Below are 17,346 nucleotides of genomic sequence, written 5' to 3'. Positions count from 1 at the left end.
TCTTTCTCACAGCGCCATGCCAAACCGCTAACTGCGTGGAACGACGGAACGAATCGTGTCCATATCCGCCTCCGTGAGCAGGTCTTCGGTTTCCTTCACATCCTCCAGCCTTTCCGGCCAGACACCGGTCCGCATAGCGATCACGCAACGGACAAGTTCCGCGGAGCCCTGAAGCATGAGCAATCCACCCGACACCGGAATCAGGGACTTGAAGAAATAGATCTGTATGCTCGCGGGGCTGTTGAAGCTTACTTCCTTGTAGCGCCAGCTATCGGCGGCGATTTCATAGCCGAACCACACCAATGCGAGGATGCCGGGGAAAAAGAAGAGGAAATACAGCACGAAATCCAGGGTGGCCTGCACCCTGACCGGAAACAGGCGGTAGACGACATCCGCCCTGACATGAGTATCCTGAGCCAGTGCGTAGGCGCCGCACATCAACAGCAGCGCGCCATACATCTGGATCATCATGTCAAACGCCCAGACGGTCGGCGCATTCAGGACGTAGCGGACGAATACCTCGTAGGAGACCGACAGCGTGAGGATCAGGATACACCAGCCGAATGCCCGTCCGACCCAGAGGCTCAGGCCTTCCACGGCGTGAACAAATCTCATCAATTACCCCTCCAGTATAGCCGGGACGTCTTTCGCCTGTTCCCGAGCGCCCGACGCCCGGTAACCACAAGGGTTCCCGGACCATTCGCTTGCCACACTCCCAGGTCAGCCGAAGTAATGCTTGTAGGCCTGCTGGTAGTTGGGCTGGTTGAGGTTCAGGTAGCCCATGACGTTCTTGGCGTAGGCCATCTGCGATTCCATCACCTTGGCGAAGAAGGGGTCTTCATCGGCGATCCGCTTGGTGACCACGTCCCAGGCTTCAAGCTGTGCTTCCATGACACTGTCGGGTGTGCGGAAGACGCTGACGCCATCCTGCTCCTGCAGTTTGACGAGGTCGTCGGCATAGCGCTTGGTGTTGCCCCAGTAGAAGCCGGAATTTTCTGCCATGGACGCGTTGCGGATGATCGCCTGATGCTCGGGCGACAGCGCGTTGAACTTGTCCTTGTTGAAGGTGACCTCGAAGCACTCCTGGCTCTGGTGGTAGGAGGCCAGATGATAGAACTTGGACACGTCCTGCATGCCGAAGTCGCGGTCGGACGTCGGGTTGTTGAACTCCGCCGCGTCGATCAGTCCGGATTTCATCGCCGGCTGGATTTCGCCGCCCGGCAGCTGCACCACGGACATGCCCATTTCGAGCAAGACGTCAGCGGCGAGACCAACGGTGCGATACTTCAAGCCATTCATCTGGCTCGCGTCGGTGATTTCTTCCTGGAACCAACCCAGCGGCTGGGCCGGCATCGGCGAGTTGAAGAACGACACGACGTTGAGGCGCAGATTGTCCATCAGCTCGTCGAACAGTTCCTGGCCGCCGCCGGCGTGGATCCAGCCCAGCATTTCCTGGCTCGACCAACCGAAGCAGGGGCCGGTGCCGAACAGCGACGCTGTCTTAGACTTGCCGTACCAGTAAGCAGGCACATAATGGGCGGCATCGAGCACGCCGCGGTGGACTGCGTCCTGCATCTGGCTGGTCTTGACAACCGCGTCGACCGACAAGACTTCGATCATCAGCGATCCGCCGGACATTTCGTTGACGCGGCTGGCAAATGACTGAGCGTTTTCGAGGAAGATACCGCCGCCCCATGCAGCCTGCATCTTGATTGTGGTGGGTGCGTTCTGAGCAATTGCCGGAGTAGCCAGAGCTGCGGCGCCAGCAATTGCGGAGCCACGCAGGAATTTTCTGCGGTTAAGAGTAGACATGCTTTCCTCCCAAGGAATGTATGCGGTTCCCTGTCCTTGATCGCCGACTCCGTGATGCTTCCGGTTGACCCGGAATTATTGACTTCAACTTTTTCGACGCGACAGATGTTTCATAGTGTCATTTGAATTCTTCTAAAACAAGTGCTGCGCGGGGTGAGTAGGGGTCAAGCGGTGCACCGAGCCTTGGCCATCGGTCTTATGTTTCCTTGGCCATAGCCGCTCCGCGAAGGGCAAATTGGGTCAGGAACGGCCCGGCGTCTTGGGGTGATGTCGAAAGAATCTCTGATGGCCAGATCAGACGTTCGGTCCTGCTGCGCGCTTGCCGGTACTTGGTAGAGGCCCGCTCAATCCAGCAAGCGGGCAGTTGCCTGCGCGATGATGCGCTCTTCATCGGCGGTCACGACAAAGGCATGCCGCTGGCTGCCGGCCGTGGTCAGGCGTTGGGCACGCGCGTCGTTGGCTCGTGGGTCAAGGCTGAAACCGAGCCATTCCAGTTTCTGCAAGGCCATGGCGCGGACCGGTGCGGCGTTTTCGCCAATGCCGCCGGAAAAGACGATGGCATCGACGCCGCCGAGGCTGGCGGCTGCCGCACCGATTTCCTGGACCAGGCGGTCGACGAACATTTCGACCGCGAAGGCGGCATCGGGCTTGTCGCTCGCCAGCAGCGTGCGCATGTCGCCCGACAGGCCTGATACGCCCGACAGGCCGCTGTGGTGATAGAGCAGCTTGCTGACAGCCGCGAGGTCGCCGCCATGCTGTTCGGCGAGCCAGAGTACCGCCCCGGGGTCCAGCCGCCCGGGGCGCTGACCCATCATCAGGCCGTCGAGCGGGGTGAAGCCCATCGATGTCCAGATACTCTCGCCATCGATCATGCCGCAGATCGAGCAACCATTGCCGAGATGGCACGCAATCACCCGTTTTCCCGACAGCCCGAGACCGGCCAGGCTGGCGGCGACATGCTCATAGGAAAGCCCGTGAAATCCGTAGCGGATCAGCCCGTTCTGGGCATAGCTGCGCGGCAGCGGCATTTCGCGCCTGACCACAGGGACATTTGCGTGGAATGCGGTGTCGAAACAGGCAATCTGCGGTACGCCAGGCAAGGCCTCGGTGGCGGCATCGATGCCGGCCAGATTGTGCGGCTGGTGTCCGGGCGCGAATGGCATGAGCTCTGCGATGCCGGCTCTAATTTCGGGATTCACCGTGACTGGGGCGCTGAACCGCTCGCCTCCGTGAACGATGCGGTGGCCGACACCGGTAATCGCTACGGCGCGCGGCAAGATGATGTCGTTGATCAGACGCGGCAGCACCTCGGCATGGCCTTGGTCAGCGCTGTCAAACTCCATGGTCTCGCCGTCCGAAGTCTTCAGCCGCGGGGTCTGGCCATGGCCGATCGCCTCGACCAGCCCGGAGAAGCTACGTTCGAAGTCAGATGTGAAGAGGGCAAACTTGATCGAAGACGAGCCGCAATTGAGCGCCAGCAGACCTGTGTGCGGAGTTTCACTCATCGGTCTGCGTCCTTTCCTTCTAGGTCCCTCGAATTGTCTCGTGCCTTCAGGCTCTTTCGTTGTGCCCGATTGCGCGGGGTGCGCAACCCAAAACCGTGGCTGGTCTGGTCAGTGCAACGAATTTGGTCTGATTTTTGTGCCAGCTGAGATGCAGCCTCTGAATTGTGCACAAGCAAGTACAAGTCGGTTGCCAAGGTTCGATGTGCGTTTTATCTTTTGGTCAAAAACGATGACGGGTGCAGCCAAAACAGTGTCAAACAGGAGCGTCAGCCATGACCAAATCAACGACGTCTAGCCATGCCCAGCTTTTCAAACGCCGCCAGATTCTTGCAGGGACCGCAGCCGGTGCCGCAGCGCTCGCCATGCCCGGTTTCATGGGCAGGGCCCGTGCCGAAGGGCCGCTGAAGGTGGCGGCGATCTACACCGTGCCGGTCGAACAGCAATGGGTGAGCCGCATTCACAAGGCCGCCAATGCAGCTGCCGCGCGCGGCGACATTGAGTATGTGTTTTCGGAAAATACTTCCAACAATGATTATGAGCGCGTCATGCGCGAATATTCCGAAGCCGGTCACGATCTGATCATTGGTGAAGTTTTCGCGGTCGAGGATGCTGCGCGTCAGGTGGCTGCCGACTATCCCGAAACTGCCTATCTGATGGGGTCGAGCTTCCTGCCGAAGGACGATGTTCCGAATTTTGCGGTGTTCGACAACTACATACAGGACGCATCATATCTGTCTGGCATTATTGCCGGCGCCATGACCAAGACGAACAACATGGGCATGGTCGGCGGATTTCCGATCCCTGAGGTCAACCGGCTGATGCATGCCTTCATGGCAGGCGTCAAGGAAACAGCACCCGAGACCAAGTTCCAGGTCGCCTTTATCGGCTCATGGTTCGACCCGCCGAAAGCCAAGGAAACCGCTTTTGCCCAGATCGATGGTGGCGCCGACATTCTCTACGCAGAGCGTTTCGGTGTGTCGGATGCTGCCAAGGAAAAAGGCGTTCTGGCGATCGGCAACGTGATCGACACCCAGGCTGACTATCCCGAGACCGTTGTGGCGTCGGCGCTATGGCATTTCGAGCCGACGCTTGATCACGCCATCGAAATGGTCAAGGCCGGAACCTTTAAGGCCGAAAATTATGGTGTCTATTCCTTCATGAAAGAAGGCGGCTGCTCGCTGGCACCGCTCGGCACATTCGAAGGCAAGGTTCCCGAAGCAGCGATGAAGCTGGTCAAGGAACGGGAAGCCGCGATCAAGGACGGCTCCTTCGTGGTCGAGATCAACGACGAAGAACCCAAGTCCAACTGATGAACGCTATACAAGACCCGGAGGCGGAGATCGTTCTTCGCCTTTCGGGCATCACCAAGAGATTTGGCGGACTGGTCGCCAATGATGCCGTTTCGCTGTCGCTGAAGCGCGGCGAAGTGGTGGCGCTGCTTGGCGAAAACGGCGCCGGCAAGACGACGTTGATGAACATTCTCTTCGGCCACTATACCGCGGACGAGGGAGAGATCGAGGTCTTCGGCAAGCCGCTGCCGACGGGTGATCCGAATGCAGCACTTGGCGCTGGCATCGGCATGGTGCACCAGCATTTCACGCTGGCCGACCAGATGACGGTGCTCGAGAATATCGTGCTGGGCACGCAATCGATCTGGTCACTCAATCTCGGCAAGGCACGGGCGCGTGCGAAGATCCGAGAGCTTGCGACCGACTACGGTCTCGAGGTCGATCCGGACCGTATTATCACGGAGCTGTCTGTCGGTGAGCGGCAGAGGGTCGAGATTCTCAAGGCGCTCTATCGCGAGGCGCGGATACTCATTCTCGACGAACCCACGGCCGTGCTGACGCCGATGGAGACCGAAGCTCTCTTTACCACGCTGAAAAAGCTGGTGGCGGCGGGGCTGTCTGTGATCTTCATTTCGCACAAGCTGGGTGAGGTACAATCGGTCTCGGATCGCGTCGTGGTGTTGCGCGGCGGAAAGCTTGCCGGCGAACGAACGACCTCTGAAACAACGCGGCGGGAACTTGCGGAACTGATGGTCGGCGGGCAGTTACCGGTCAACGAAATCGGGCCTTCGACACCGCGCGATGTTCTGTTCGAACTGCGCTCGGTGTCGACGCCGAGCCTGGGCGGGGCGGCACTCAGGCAGATTTCGCTGCAATTGCGTGGAGGCGAGATCACCGGGCTTGCGGGAATCTCCGGAAACGGCCAGGCGGCTCTGGCGGCCTTGATCGCGGGCACGCTGGAAGCGCGTGACGGGGACATTGTTGTGCACGGCGCGCCAGTTGAGCGATGGTCGCCGCGCGCTGCACTTGACCGCGGCCTGGGCCGTATTCCGGAGGACCGCCACGCCACCGGCATGATCGGTGATATGAGCGTGGCCGAGAACGTGATTTCGGAAGCATATCGCAGTCCCCGGTTTTCACGCTTCGGATTTCTCGACTGGAAGGCCGCCGCAGCTTTTGCCGATGAAATCATCAAGGCCTATGACGTCAAATGCCCGTCGCCGGAGGCGCGGGTGAGATTGCTGTCAGGCGGCAACATGCAGAAGCTCATTCTTGGTCGGGCGCTGGATGGTGACCCGGACATCATCCTGGCGAGCCAGCCGACGCGCGGGCTCGATGTCGGAGCGGTCGCCTATGTGCATGCGCGGTTGATCGAGGCGCGGGACCGGGGGGCTGCTGTGCTGCTGATCTCCGAGGATCTGGATGAAATCCAGACGCTGTCCGACCGGATCCTGGTTATCCATCGGGGGCAATTGTCCAAGCCATCGCTGCGGGGTGAGCGCAGCGTCATGGAACTGGGTGAATTGATGGCCGGACACGGCGTCGACGAAGGGGCTCCCCATGCGGCTTGAGCCGAGACCGTCATCCGCCGGGGCGGCGAAAATCCTGTGGCCGGCGGGGGCGATCCTGGCAACGGTCGTGTTGTCGTCGGTGCTGGTGATGATCGCCGGGGCCTCGCCCTTCACGGTGTTCTGGCTGGTTGCCAAAGGGGCTGCCGGATCCCAGTTCGCGCTTCTCGAGACGCTGACACGGGCAACTCCACTGATCTTTACCGGATTGGCCGTCGCTGTGGCCTTCCGGGCCAAGCTCTGGAACATCGGCGCCGAAGCCCAGCTTTATCTGGGGGCCGTGATGACGGTCGTGATCGGCACCGGTGCGGTAACACTGCCCTCGGCCGGCTTGATCCCTCTGATCATGGTTGCTGCGATGCTGACCGGGGCGCTGACGCTGCTTGGTCCAGCAATTCTGAAAACGAAATTCGGCGTCGATGAAGTGGTGACGACGCTGCTCTTGAACTTCATCGTGTTGCTGTTTGTCTCGATGCTGCTCGAAGGGCCGCTGAAGGATCCGATGGGCATGGGTTGGCCGCAGTCGAAACGCGTGGTTGCGGATGCGCAACTGCCGCGGCTGATCAAGGGCAAACGGCTACATTTCGGTTTCATCCTTGCCATTGCTTCGGCCATCGTGGTCTGGGTGATCATGAAAAAGACCACACTCGGCTACGAAATGCGGGCCGTCGGGCACAATGCCGAAGCAGCACGGTTTGCCGGCATCCCGGTCAACCGGGTGATTGCCAAGACCGCGCTGTTGTCGGGCGGTCTTGCGGCACTGGCCGGGTTCTCAGAAGTGACGGGGCTCAAGGGCAACCTGACGCTCGATCTGTCGCCGGGCTATGGGTATACCGGCATCGTGGTTGCGATGCTGGCCATGCTCAACCCGCTCGGCGTGATTGCTGCGGCGATCTTTGTTGCCGGCATCTTCGTCGGTGCCGACGCAATGAGCCGCAGCGCCAATGTGCCGAGCTATATCGCCGAGGTGATGGTGGCCACATCGCTTCTGACCATGGTCGCCGCCATCATGCTGATGCGCTACCGCGTGCGCTGGAGATGAGATGAGCGAAGCATTCGAAATCCTCTTCACCGCAAGCTTCTGGGTTGCAGCGATCCGCATCGCCTCGCCGCTCATCTTCGCCACCATGGGCGAGCTGATCTGCGAGCGCGCCGGCGTGCTCAATCTCGGGATCGAGGGCATCATGGTCGCCGGCGCGTTCTCGGGCTGGTTCACAGTCTATATGGGCGGAGATCTGTGGACGGGCGTTCTTGTCGCGGCACTGACCGGGGCGATGTTCGGGCTGTTGCACGGATTCCTTACAGTGCCGCTGGGGCTGTCGCAGCATGTGACCGGCATCGGGATCACGTTGCTGGCCGCGAGCCTGACCTATTTCACCTACCGGATCCTGCTGCCCGAAGTCTCGTCGCCGCCGAAGATTGAGCCGTTTCAGCCCGTCGTCGTTCCCGTGTTTTCGGATATTCCGGTGATCGGGCAAGCGCTGTTCAACCAGACGCCCCTGACATACCTTGCCTATCTTACCGTAGCCGCGGTGGCGTTCATCTTCTACCGGACACCGGTGGGCGTGGCCGTGCGGGCAGTGGGCGAAAACCCCGCGGCCGTCGAGGCGCAGGGCATCTCGGTGACGGCGGTGCGTATGGGTGCTGTGATGGCCGGCTCCGCACTGATGGCAATCGGTGGCGCGTTCCTGACCATGTCGGCCTTCAACTCGTTCTTCTTCGAGATGATCAACGGCCGTGGCTGGATCGCCATCGCGCTGGTGGTGTTCGGTTCCTGGCGGCCGGGCAAGGCGCTGATCGGCGCAATCCTGTTTGCGGCCTTCGATGCCTACCAGATACGGCTGCAGCAGATCACCGGCGGCGTCATTCCCTACCAGATTTTCCTGATGATGCCGTTCGTGCTGTCCATCGTGGCGCTGGTCGTGGTGGCCCGCCGCGCGACCTATCCGAAGGCGCTGATGGTTCCCTACCAGAAAGGCGAGAGATGAGTTTTGATACCTTGCTCAAGGGCGGCGTTCTGCCTGACGGGACGACTGCCGACATCGCCATTCAGGACGGGCGCATTGCGGCCATCTCTGCTGGTATTGACGCCGAGGCCGGCGAGATCATCGATGTCTCCGGCAATCTCATATCGCCGCCATTCGTCGATCCGCATTTTCACATGGATGCGACGCTGTCCTATGGCCAGCCGCGTATCAATGCCTCGGGCACCTTGCTGGAAGGGATCGGGTTGTGGGGCGAACTCAAGCCGCTGCTGACGCATGAGGCCGTCAAGGAGCGGGCGCTCGCCTATTGCGACTGGGCGGCGTCGATGGGGCTGCTTGCCATCCGCACCCATGTCGACGTCTGCGATGACCGGCTGCTGGCTGTTGAGGCGCTGCTGGAGGTGAAGCGGGAGATCTCGCACTATATTGACCTGCAACTGGTGGCCTTTCCGCAGGACGGTCTCTATCGCTCGCCAACGGCGCGCGAGAATACGGTTCGTGCGCTTGATATGGGCGTCGATGTGGTCGGCGGCATTCCGCATTTCGAGCGCACCATGGCTGATGGGCAGGCGTCGGTCACGGAACTCTGCGAAATCGCGGCAGAGCGCGGGCTGATGGTCGACATGCATTGCGACGAGACCGATGACCCACTGTCGCGGCACATCGAGCAACTGGCCTATGAGACCCAGCGGCTGGGACTGCAGGGCCGGGTGGCGGGGTCGCATCTGACCTCGATGCATTCGATGGACAATTACTATGTCTCCAAGCTGCTGCCGCTGATTGCCGAAGCGGAAGTGGCGGCAATTCCCAATCCGTTGATCAACATCACATTGCAGGGTCGCCACGATACCTATCCGAAGCGACGCGGCCAGACGCGGGTTCCCGAAATGCTCCAGCATGGTATCCGGGTCGGGTTCGGACAGGATTGCGTGCTCGATCCCTGGTATTCGCTGGGCACCGCAGACATGCTCGATGTTGCCTTCATGGGGCTGCACGTGGCGCAGATGACGAGCCCGTCTGACATGCGCCGATGCTACGAGATGGTGACGACGCAGAGTGCCGCAATCATGGGACTAGAGGATTATGGGCTCGAGGTGGGCAAGCGCGCCGATCTCGTCGTGCTCGACGCCGGAAACCCGATCGAGGCGATCCGCCTGCGGGCGGCGCGGCTGATGGTCATGGCGCGAGGCAAGGTCATCGCCCGGCGGGAGCGGTCGCCGATGCGGCTCGATATTCCGGGCCGGGAGGCCGACATCGACCGGCGCTTCAGCGTACCGGAACCGCGCTGAGCGGATCTTAATCGTCTGAACCAATCCGGTTCACCGGTTAAAGAACAGGGTTAATACTTACGTAAGTGCACTGGTCTACACTGCGCGCAGTTGTTCTGCGTCAAAGGTATCCGTTTATGGCCGAAGCCAAGCGTAAGCTTTCCCACATGTTCCGAATCTCGCGCAAGCTTGCCTTGCTGTCAGGTGGATTTCTGTTTGTGCTAGGGGCTTCCGGTACCGCTGCCCTGGTGTTCGCCCCGACCAATATTATCCCGGGCTACGAGGAAGAAACCCGCGGCCACTGCAGGACGGTCTACCAGTCGGAATTCCGGCGCGGCAAGGAAAAGCGGCTGATCGCGATTATCGCTGGTGACGATCTTGAGCCACGAGACCGTGTGAAGACCGGCTTGCGGGTTGCGCGTCACCTGTCGGAAACGGTGAACCCCGATCTCGTCATCGTCCAGATGGCCGATCATCGTGGCCCGACAACCCGGGCCGAACTTCGCGGTCCGGCGATCGGGGTTGAGATCGCCTATGCCCCGGTTCCCACCAAGTCGCTGGCCGTGGCACAGCCGTGGGAAGTCCGCTACGCCAACACCACTCCATCCAGCACCGGCTTTTACTTCGGCGAGCGTGTGAACATGCCGCAATCTGAAATCGAAGCCGTTGCGCTTGAGATCGATCGTGTCGCCGGATGTGATGGCGACCTGGCCGGTGAAGACGCCGAAATCGTTGCCGCCAATGGGCATGAAAAGCCGGCGAAAGCCGCCGGCCACTGATCATCTTGGGTGTTTTCGGCCTATTCGCTGCGGGTCTTGCGCGCCGGGAACAGGATCACGTCGCGGATTGACGGCGCATTGGTCAGCAGCATGATCAGGCGGTCGACACCTATACCCAGGCCACCAGCCGGCGGCATGCCCTGGTCGATGGCATCGAGGAACTCTTCATCAAGCTGCTTTTCCATCTCGCCGCGGGCGTGGGCCTGCTCGAGCTGTTCGACCATGCGCTTGCGCTGCTCTTCGGGGTCGTTGAGCTCGGAGAATGCATTGCCCAGTTCCCAGGCATTGCAATAGGTTTCAAAGCGTTCGACCAGGCGCGGTTCGCCAGGCACTTCCTTGGCGAATGGCGAAATGTCCTTCGGGAAGTGGGTGACATGGGAAGGCTGGATCAGCGTGGCTTCAACCTTCTCCTCGAAGATGAAGGCCAGGCATTCTCCCCAGGTCCAGTCGTCCTCGATCTCGAAGCCGGCGGCCTTTGCGGCGGAGCGGGCTTCCTCGTCGGTGGCAATCGCGCGGAAGTCGATGCCGGTCACCTCCTTGACCGCGTCGGGCATCGCGACCCGCTTGAACGGCCCCTTGAACGACAATTGCTTGTCGCCATAGGTGATCTCGGTGCTGCCATGGATCGACAGGGCGAGGCTTTCGAACAGGCGCTCAACCAAACCCATGATGTCTTCATAGTCGGCATAGGCCCAATAGCACTCGAGCATGGTAAACTCGGGATTGTGCCGGGTGGAGACACCTTCATTACGGAAGTTGCGGTTGATTTCGAATACCTTGTCGGTGAGCCCCGAGACCAGCGCCCGCTTGAGGTAGAGTTCCGGCGCGATGCGCAGATACATGTCGAGCTTGAGCGTGTTGTGGTGGGTCTTGAATGGCTCTGCACTGGCGCCGCCATAGACCGAGTGCAGCATCGGGGTCTCGATTTCCATGAAGCCATCATCTTCCATGAAACGGCGGATCCCGGAGATGATTTTCGAGCGCTGCTGGAAGCGGAGCTTGGAATCTTCATTGGTCAGGATGTCGAGATGGCGCTTGCGGTAGCGCTGCTCGATGTCTGACAGGCCGTGCCACTTTTCCGGCATTGGCAGCAGTGACTTGGTCAGCATGGTAATTTCATGGGCGTTGACGGTCAGTTCGCCCCGCTTGGTGCGGCGGACTTCTCCGGTCACGCCGATGATGTCACCCATATCGATGAGCGGCAGAAGATCACGGGCTTGCTGCGGCGTCGTGTCCTTGTGGCTGAAGATCTGCACCTTGCCAGAGGCGTCATGAATATCCATGAACATGCCGGAATTGCGCGAGGAATACACGCGGCCTGCAACGGTGATGATGTCCCCGGTCAGTGTGTCGGGCTCAATATCGGCATATTTTTCCGCGAGTTCCCGGTTGGTCATGGTGCGGTGGAAATGCGCCGGATAGACCTCCGCCACGGTCTCGCGCAACTTGGCAAGCTTCTGGGCGCGCACCTCGGTGACGTCGGACGAAAGGCCGGGTTCAGATGTTGTGTCGTTCATTGTCTTACCCGTTGTTTGCTTTGGCTGCTTCGACCCCGGCCTTGACCGCGAGTTCGGCCTGCTTGAGGCGCTGGCGCACGACCGAACGGCCAAGAATGGACATGGAATCAAACAGCGGCAATGATCGCGATGAACCGGACACGGCGATGAACATCGGCGCGAGGAGGTTTCTGAGCTTGATGTCGCTGCGCTCGGCGATGGCGCGAAGTTCGGCCTCGATGCTTTCGGCGTTCCATTCGAAGATCTTCTCGAGATCCGGCTGAACCGTCTGGAGGATCATCAGAACGTCCTCGAGCGGGACTTTCTTGATCCTGGAAAAGTCGTCTGCTGTCAGACCAAGGTCACCCTTGAGCAGGAAGCCGGTCAGATCCGGCAGATCGGACAGCTTGGTGATACGCGACTGGGCCAGTTTCATGCCTTCGCGAAAGCGTCCGTTTTCCTGTGCCCATGCCAGAACGCGGGAGACGAACTCTTCTTCGGAAAGGCTTTCCCGCAGCCAGCGGCCATTAAGCCAGTCAAGCTTCTGCAGATCGAAGATCGCGCCGGCCTTGTTCAGATTCTCCGGATCGAAATTGGCGACCAGTTGATCGATGGTTTGCAGTTCTTCGCCCTCGGCGATCTGGATGAAGAACAGACCGAGGAAGTTCATCAGTGCCTCGGGCAGGAAGCCGAGTGCGGCGTAGTACGAGATCGAGGTCGGGTTCTTGCGCTTCGACAACTTCGACTTGTCGGCATTGCGCATCAGCGACAGGTGCATGAACACCGGCGGCTCGAGCCCGAGATACTGGTAGATCAGAATATGTTTCGGAACCGAGGAGAGCCATTCCTCGCCGCGGGCCACGTGGGTAATCTTCATCAGGTGATCGTCGACCACGTTGGCCATATGGTAGGTCGGCATGCCGTCAGCCTTGAGCAGGACCTGCATGTCGACGGCTTCCCAGGGGATTTCAACTTCGCCGTAGACACCATCAACGAATTTGCAGGAGCCTTCCGCCGGAATCTTCATCCGCACCACGGAGGGCTCGCCGGCTGCCATGCGTGCGCTGACTTCCTCGGCCTTGAGGTTGAGACAATGGCCGTCATATTTCGGCGGTTTCCCGGCGGCGCGTTGGGCTGCGCGCATTTCGTTGAGCCGCTCTGGCGTGCAGAAGCATCGGAAGCCGTGGCCGTTCTCGACGATCTTCTCGACGTAGGGCGCGTAGAGCTCCTTGCGCTCGCTCTGGCGATAGGGGCCGTAGGGGCCGCCGATGTCGGGGCCTTCCGACCAGGACAGGCCGCACCATTTGAGCGCGTCGAGAACCTTCTGTTCAAATTCCGGCGTCGAGCGCGCGGCATCGGTGTCTTCGATGCGCAGAATGAACTCGCCACCGCTCTTCTTTGCGAAAAGATAGTTGAACAGCGCGATATAGGCGGTTCCGACATGCGGTTCGCCAGTCGGAGACGGTGCGATGCGCACCCGCGTTGCAGTGTTGGCCATTTTGTGTTCGCCCGCTTTCAGGTCCGGTTGATTGGTGCGCGCGGCGGCTTGGGCCGGCTGCGATCGCTGTCCGGTTTCGCTGCAGCCAGGCAAGGCGCGGCGGAGACCGGCAGGCGCTGCCTTAGGCCATATTGTGCCGGTTGCGTCAAGTACAAGGGGTTCCGTGAGGGGCATCGCCGGTTGAACGGTGCGGTATCGACAAATTCCGGCCACTCTCTTGGTTTCTGATTTACGTACCTCAGGAATTGCTCTAGAAGGCGCGGCAGGAGGAGATCGTGCGACCGACAGTACATGACATTGCGGCTGAGGCGGGGGTCAGTCTTGCGACTGTCGACCGGGTGCTCAATGGCCGCCCGGGCGTGCGTCAGCAAACCGTCGACAAGGTTGAGGCCGCAGTTGCAAGGCTTGGCTATGTGCGCGACGTCTCGGCTGCCAATCTTGCCAAAGGCCGTGTCTATCCGCTTGTGTTCGTGGTGCCTGAGGGCCCCAACAGTTTCATGCGTGGGCTGGAGGCCGAGATTCGTGCGGCGATGCAGCGCTCCCCGGCGGAGCGGACATCAATCACCATTGAAACCGTCCCGCCGTTCGATCCCGCCGCCATTGTCGCCGTGCTTGATAAGGTTGATGCCGCAAAAGTCACCGGCGTGGCGCTGGTTGCAACGGATACGCCTGAGGTCTCCGCTGGTGTCGACCGGTTGGTCGACAAGGGTATTCATGTCGCAACGCTGGTCTCGGACCTTCCGGGCTCGCGGCGAACGCATTTTTGCGGAATTGACAATCTGGCTGCCGGACGCACGGCGGCCGGTCTGATCGGGCGCTTTTGCGCGGGGCGGTCCGGCAAGGTGCTGGTCGTGGCGGGTTCCATGGCTCTCTCCGACCATATTGACCGCGCCTCAGGCTTTGCCGCGGTCATCACAAGCGAGGTTACCGGCCTTGAAATTGTCGGCCCGGTGGAAACTAATGATGACGCGGAGAGGGTGCGCCAGGCGGTCGACACGGCAATGGCAGCCAATCCGGATATCGTTGCAATCTACAATCTCGGCGCGGGCAACCGCGGATTGCTCGAGGCCCTGGCCGACGCGGACAGGGGCCGGTACGCCGTGGTTGTGCACGAGGTCACCGAAGTCTCCCGCAAGGGACTCGCGGAAGGGCTGTTCGATGCGGTGATCAATCAGGATTGCGGGCACGAGGTGCGCAGCGCGATCCGGGTGTTGAAGGCGCGCGCCGACGGCCTGATGCCGCTCAAAGCGCAGGAACGCATCCGTATCGACATTTTTCTCAAGGACAATCTGCCATGAGCCGTTGGCCGGGGCGCAGTCGCTCATTTCCCGAAAGGATCCGCCGCCATGTATCTCGGACTTGATCTCGGAACGTCATCGCTGAAAGCACTGCTGATCGATGACACGCAACGCATTCTGGGCTCCGCCAGTGCGCCGCTCACCGTTGAACGCCCGCATCACGGCTGGTCGGAACATGATCCAGACAGCTGGATTGCCGCAACGCGGAAGGCTCTGGCCGAACTGGCAAACACCCACGCTTCGGAGCTGGCAAAAATGCGCGGCATCGGGCTGTCGGGCCACATGCATGGGGCAACCACGATCGACAAGGACGGCAAGGTCATCCGTCCCTGTATCCTGTGGAATGATACGAGAAGTTATGAAGAAGCAGCGGAGCTCGATGCCGATCCGCAATTCCGGCGTCTGACCGGCAACATCGTGTTTCCGGGTTTTACCGCGCCGAAGCTGAAATGGATGGCCGCCGACGAGCCGGAAGCATTTTCGCGTGTAGCAAAGGTACTCTTGCCGAAGGATTACCTCCGGCTCTGGCTGAGCGGTGATGCCATTTCCGAGATGTCGGATTCTGCCGGAACCTCCTGGCTCGATGTCGGCAAGCGCGCCTGGGACGATGGTCTGCTGTCTGCCACCGGCCTGGAGCGGCGCCAGATGCCGGCGCTGGTCGAAGGCACCGAGCGGGCCGGCGCCTTGCGGGCGGAAGTGGCCTCCGAACTCGGCCTGCCTGCAGGTATCCCGATTGCCGGTGGTGCGGGGGACAATGCAGCGTCGGCCTGCGGCATGGGGACAGTGGGCGACGGGCATGCCTTTGCCTCGCTCGGCACCTCAGGGGTGCTGTTTGCCGCCAACAACCGCTATTTGCCCAATCCCGACAGTGCGGTACACGCGTTTTGCCATGCGCTGCCCGGCACATGGCACCAGATGGGTGTGATCCTGTCGGCAACGGATTCGCTCAACTGGCTGTCGAGAATTACCTCGACTAAGCCCTCCGCGCTGACCGCGGAGCTTGGCGACACATTGTTGGCGCCGGGACCGGAAGTGTTTCTGCCCTATCTCTCGGGCGAACGCACGCCGCACAACGACGCAGCCATTCGCGGCGGTTTCGCCGGTCTTGGCCATGAATCCGACCGGCCAGCACTGACCCGCGCGGTGCTGGGAGCTGTCTGTTTTGCCTTTCGGGACAGCCTGGCTGCTCTGGCCCAGACCGGCACGGTGCTGACACGCGTGACCGCCATTGGAGGTGGTTCGAAATCGGATTACTGGCTCGAAGCGCTTGCCACCGTGCTGGACCTGCCGGTCGATATTCCCGAGGGAGGCGATTTTGGCGCGGCATTCGGTGCCGCCCGGCTCGGGCTGATCGCGGCCGAAAACGCCGATCCGTTAGCGATCTGCACAGCGCCGAAAACTGAAACGACCATTCACCCCAATCGCGACCTCACAGGTGCCTTTGACGAGGCATACCACACCTATCGCGCGCTTTATCCCGCACTCAAAGGAGCCATGTCATGAGCACCGGATTTTTCAAAGATGTCACCAAAATCAAGTATGAAGGCCCGGACAGCACCAATCCGATGGCTTTCCGCCACTACAATGCTGGCGAGATCATCGGCGGCAAGCGCATGGAAGATCACCTGCGGTTCGCCGTCGCCTACTGGCATTCCTTTGCCTGGGAAGGCGGTGACCCGTTTGGCGGCCAGACTTTCGAGCGGCCGTGGTATCCCCAGAACTCGATGGAACTGGCAAAGCTGAAGGCCGACGTGGCATTTGAGATGTTCTCGATCCTGGGAGCGCCGTTCTACTGCTTCCACGATGCCGATGTCCGGCCGGAAGGCTCCAGCTTCGCCGAGAACACCCGCAACCTTCAAGAGATCGTCGACTATTTCGCCGGCAAGCAGGAAGCCACCGGCACCAAGTTGTTGTGGGGCACGGCCAATCTGTTTTCGAACCGGCGCTTCATGTCGGGTGCTGCAACCAATCCCGACCCGGACGTATTTGCCTACTCCGCCGCAACGGTGAAATCCTGCATGGACGCTACTCAGAAGCTCGGCGGCGCCAATTACGTGCTATGGGGCGGGCGCGAAGGTTACGAGACGCTGCTCAACACCGATCTGAAGCGTGAAGACCAACAGCTCGGCCGCTTCCTCAATCTGGTGGTCGAATACAAGCACAAGATTGGCTTCGAGGGCACGATCCTGATCGAGCCGAAGCCGCAGGAGCCGACCAAACACCAGTATGATTACGACGTGGCGACGGTCTACGGGTTCCTCAAACGGCATGGCTTGGAAAACGAGATCAAGGTCAATATCGAGCAGGGACACGCGATCCTGGCCGGGCATTCCTTCGAGCACGAGATCGAACTGGCTCAGGCGCTGGGCATTTTCGGCTCCATCGACATGAACCGCAATGACTACCAGTCGGGCTGGGACACGGACCAGTTTCCCAACAATGTGCCGGAAATGGCGCTGGCCTATTACGCCATCCTGAAGGGCGGCGGTTTTGCTACCGGCGGCACCAATTTCGATGCCAAGCTGCGGCGTCAGTCGCTTGATGCGGAAGACCTGCTCTACGCTCATATCGGCGGTATGGATACCTGCGCACGGGCTTTGAAGGCAGCGCACAAAATGGTCGAGGACGGTGTGCTGACGAGCTTCGTCGAAGATCGCTACAAGGGCTGGGGCGGCGCTGAAGCGAAGAAGATGCTCGACGGCACCTATTCGCTTTCCGACATCGCCGACTATGTCACAATGGCCGGCATCAACCCGCAGCCGAAATCCGGGCGTCAGGAGTATCTCGAGAACATCGTCAACCGCTATGTCTGACGGCTGACCAGCAGGTTCTGCTCCTGGGAAGGCGG

14 protein-coding genes are annotated in these 17,346 nt (G+C 60.6%); 9 read left to right on the top strand and 5 right to left on the bottom strand.

Annotated features, from left to right (window positions below; all coding sequences use genetic code 11):
* Positions 1-27 precede the first annotated feature (27 nt).
* The 3 genes from CRO46_RS06535 to CRO46_RS06525 form a co-directional block, all read right to left on the bottom strand.
* Entirely contained in the window at positions 28-615 is a 588-nt protein-coding gene (locus CRO46_RS06535; protein ID WP_244577781.1) for a TRAP transporter small permease subunit, read from the bottom strand.
* A 105-nt stretch (positions 616-720) separates the two neighbouring features.
* The gene (locus CRO46_RS06530; protein ID WP_097106102.1) at positions 721-1,812 is read right to left on the bottom strand and encodes a TRAP transporter substrate-binding protein; all 1,092 of its coding nucleotides are present in this window, start codon (positions 1,810-1,812) and stop codon (positions 721-723) included.
* A gap of 344 nt (positions 1,813-2,156) precedes the next feature.
* Positions 2,157-3,317, bottom strand: coding sequence for an acetate/propionate family kinase (locus tag CRO46_RS06525; RefSeq protein WP_097106100.1), 1,161 nt, complete (start codon positions 3,315-3,317; stop codon positions 2,157-2,159).
* A 272-nt stretch (positions 3,318-3,589) separates the two neighbouring features.
* Between CRO46_RS06525 and CRO46_RS06520 the strand changes: the two genes are divergently transcribed.
* The 6 genes from CRO46_RS06520 (at position 3,590) to CRO46_RS06495 (ending at position 10,206) form a co-directional block, all read left to right on the top strand.
* Positions 3,590-4,627, top strand: a complete 1,038-nt coding sequence (locus CRO46_RS06520) for a BMP family protein (protein ID WP_097106098.1) — start codon at positions 3,590-3,592, stop codon at positions 4,625-4,627.
* The gene (locus tag CRO46_RS06515; protein WP_097106092.1) at positions 4,627-6,177 is read left to right on the top strand and encodes an ABC transporter ATP-binding protein; all 1,551 of its coding nucleotides are present in this window, start codon (positions 4,627-4,629) and stop codon (positions 6,175-6,177) included. The genes CRO46_RS06520 and CRO46_RS06515 overlap by 1 nt, the downstream gene beginning before the upstream one ends.
* The gene (locus CRO46_RS06510) at positions 6,167-7,216 is read left to right on the top strand and encodes an ABC transporter permease (RefSeq protein ID WP_097106090.1); all 1,050 of its coding nucleotides are present in this window, start codon (positions 6,167-6,169) and stop codon (positions 7,214-7,216) included. Before CRO46_RS06515 ends, CRO46_RS06510 begins: the two co-directional genes overlap by 11 nt.
* A 1-nt stretch (position 7,217) precedes the next feature.
* Complete coding sequence (locus tag CRO46_RS06505; RefSeq protein WP_097106087.1) at positions 7,218-8,162, top strand: ABC transporter permease; 945 nt, start codon at positions 7,218-7,220, stop codon at positions 8,160-8,162.
* Entirely contained in the window at positions 8,159-9,448 is a 1,290-nt protein-coding gene (locus CRO46_RS06500; protein WP_097106084.1) for an amidohydrolase family protein, read from the top strand. The genes CRO46_RS06505 and CRO46_RS06500 overlap by 4 nt, the downstream gene beginning before the upstream one ends.
* Positions 9,449-9,564: 116 nt before the next feature.
* Entirely contained in the window at positions 9,565-10,206 is a 642-nt protein-coding gene (locus tag CRO46_RS06495; protein ID WP_097106082.1) for a hypothetical protein, read from the top strand.
* A 20-nt stretch (positions 10,207-10,226) separates the two neighbouring features.
* On the opposite strand, the gene lysS is transcribed toward CRO46_RS06495, so the two are convergent.
* Positions 10,227-11,723 carry a lysine--tRNA ligase gene (gene lysS, locus CRO46_RS06490; RefSeq protein ID WP_097106080.1) on the bottom strand — a complete coding sequence of 499 codons (1,497 nt, stop codon included), beginning with the start codon at positions 11,721-11,723 and terminating at the stop codon, positions 10,227-10,229.
* Positions 11,724-11,727: 4 nt separating this feature from the next.
* Entirely contained in the window at positions 11,728-13,200 is a 1,473-nt protein-coding gene (gene gltX / locus CRO46_RS06485) for a glutamate--tRNA ligase (RefSeq protein ID WP_097106567.1), read from the bottom strand.
* 275 nt (positions 13,201-13,475) lie between these two features.
* Between gltX and CRO46_RS06480 the strand changes: the two genes are divergently transcribed.
* Genes CRO46_RS06480 through xylA form a run of 3 tightly spaced genes read left to right on the top strand, consistent with a single transcriptional unit; the run spans position 13,476 to position 17,311 of the window.
* Positions 13,476-14,498, top strand: coding sequence for a LacI family DNA-binding transcriptional regulator (locus CRO46_RS06480; protein WP_097106077.1), 1,023 nt, complete (start codon positions 13,476-13,478; stop codon positions 14,496-14,498).
* 48 nt (positions 14,499-14,546) lie between these two features.
* Positions 14,547-16,001 carry a xylulokinase gene (gene xylB, locus CRO46_RS06475; RefSeq protein WP_097106075.1) on the top strand — a complete coding sequence of 485 codons (1,455 nt, stop codon included), beginning with the start codon at positions 14,547-14,549 and terminating at the stop codon, positions 15,999-16,001.
* Entirely contained in the window at positions 15,998-17,311 is a 1,314-nt protein-coding gene (gene xylA, locus CRO46_RS06470; RefSeq protein WP_097106074.1) for a xylose isomerase, read from the top strand. The genes xylB and xylA overlap by 4 nt, the downstream gene beginning before the upstream one ends.
* Positions 17,312-17,346: the final 35 nt, after the last annotated feature.

It is taken from the genome of Parahoeflea halophila, from assembly GCF_900220985.1.
GTDB classification, from domain to species: Bacteria; Pseudomonadota; Alphaproteobacteria; order Rhizobiales; family Rhizobiaceae; genus Hoeflea; species Hoeflea halophila.
Note: the sequence above shows the minus strand (reverse complement) of the source record. Positions and strands in the feature narration are given on the sequence as shown.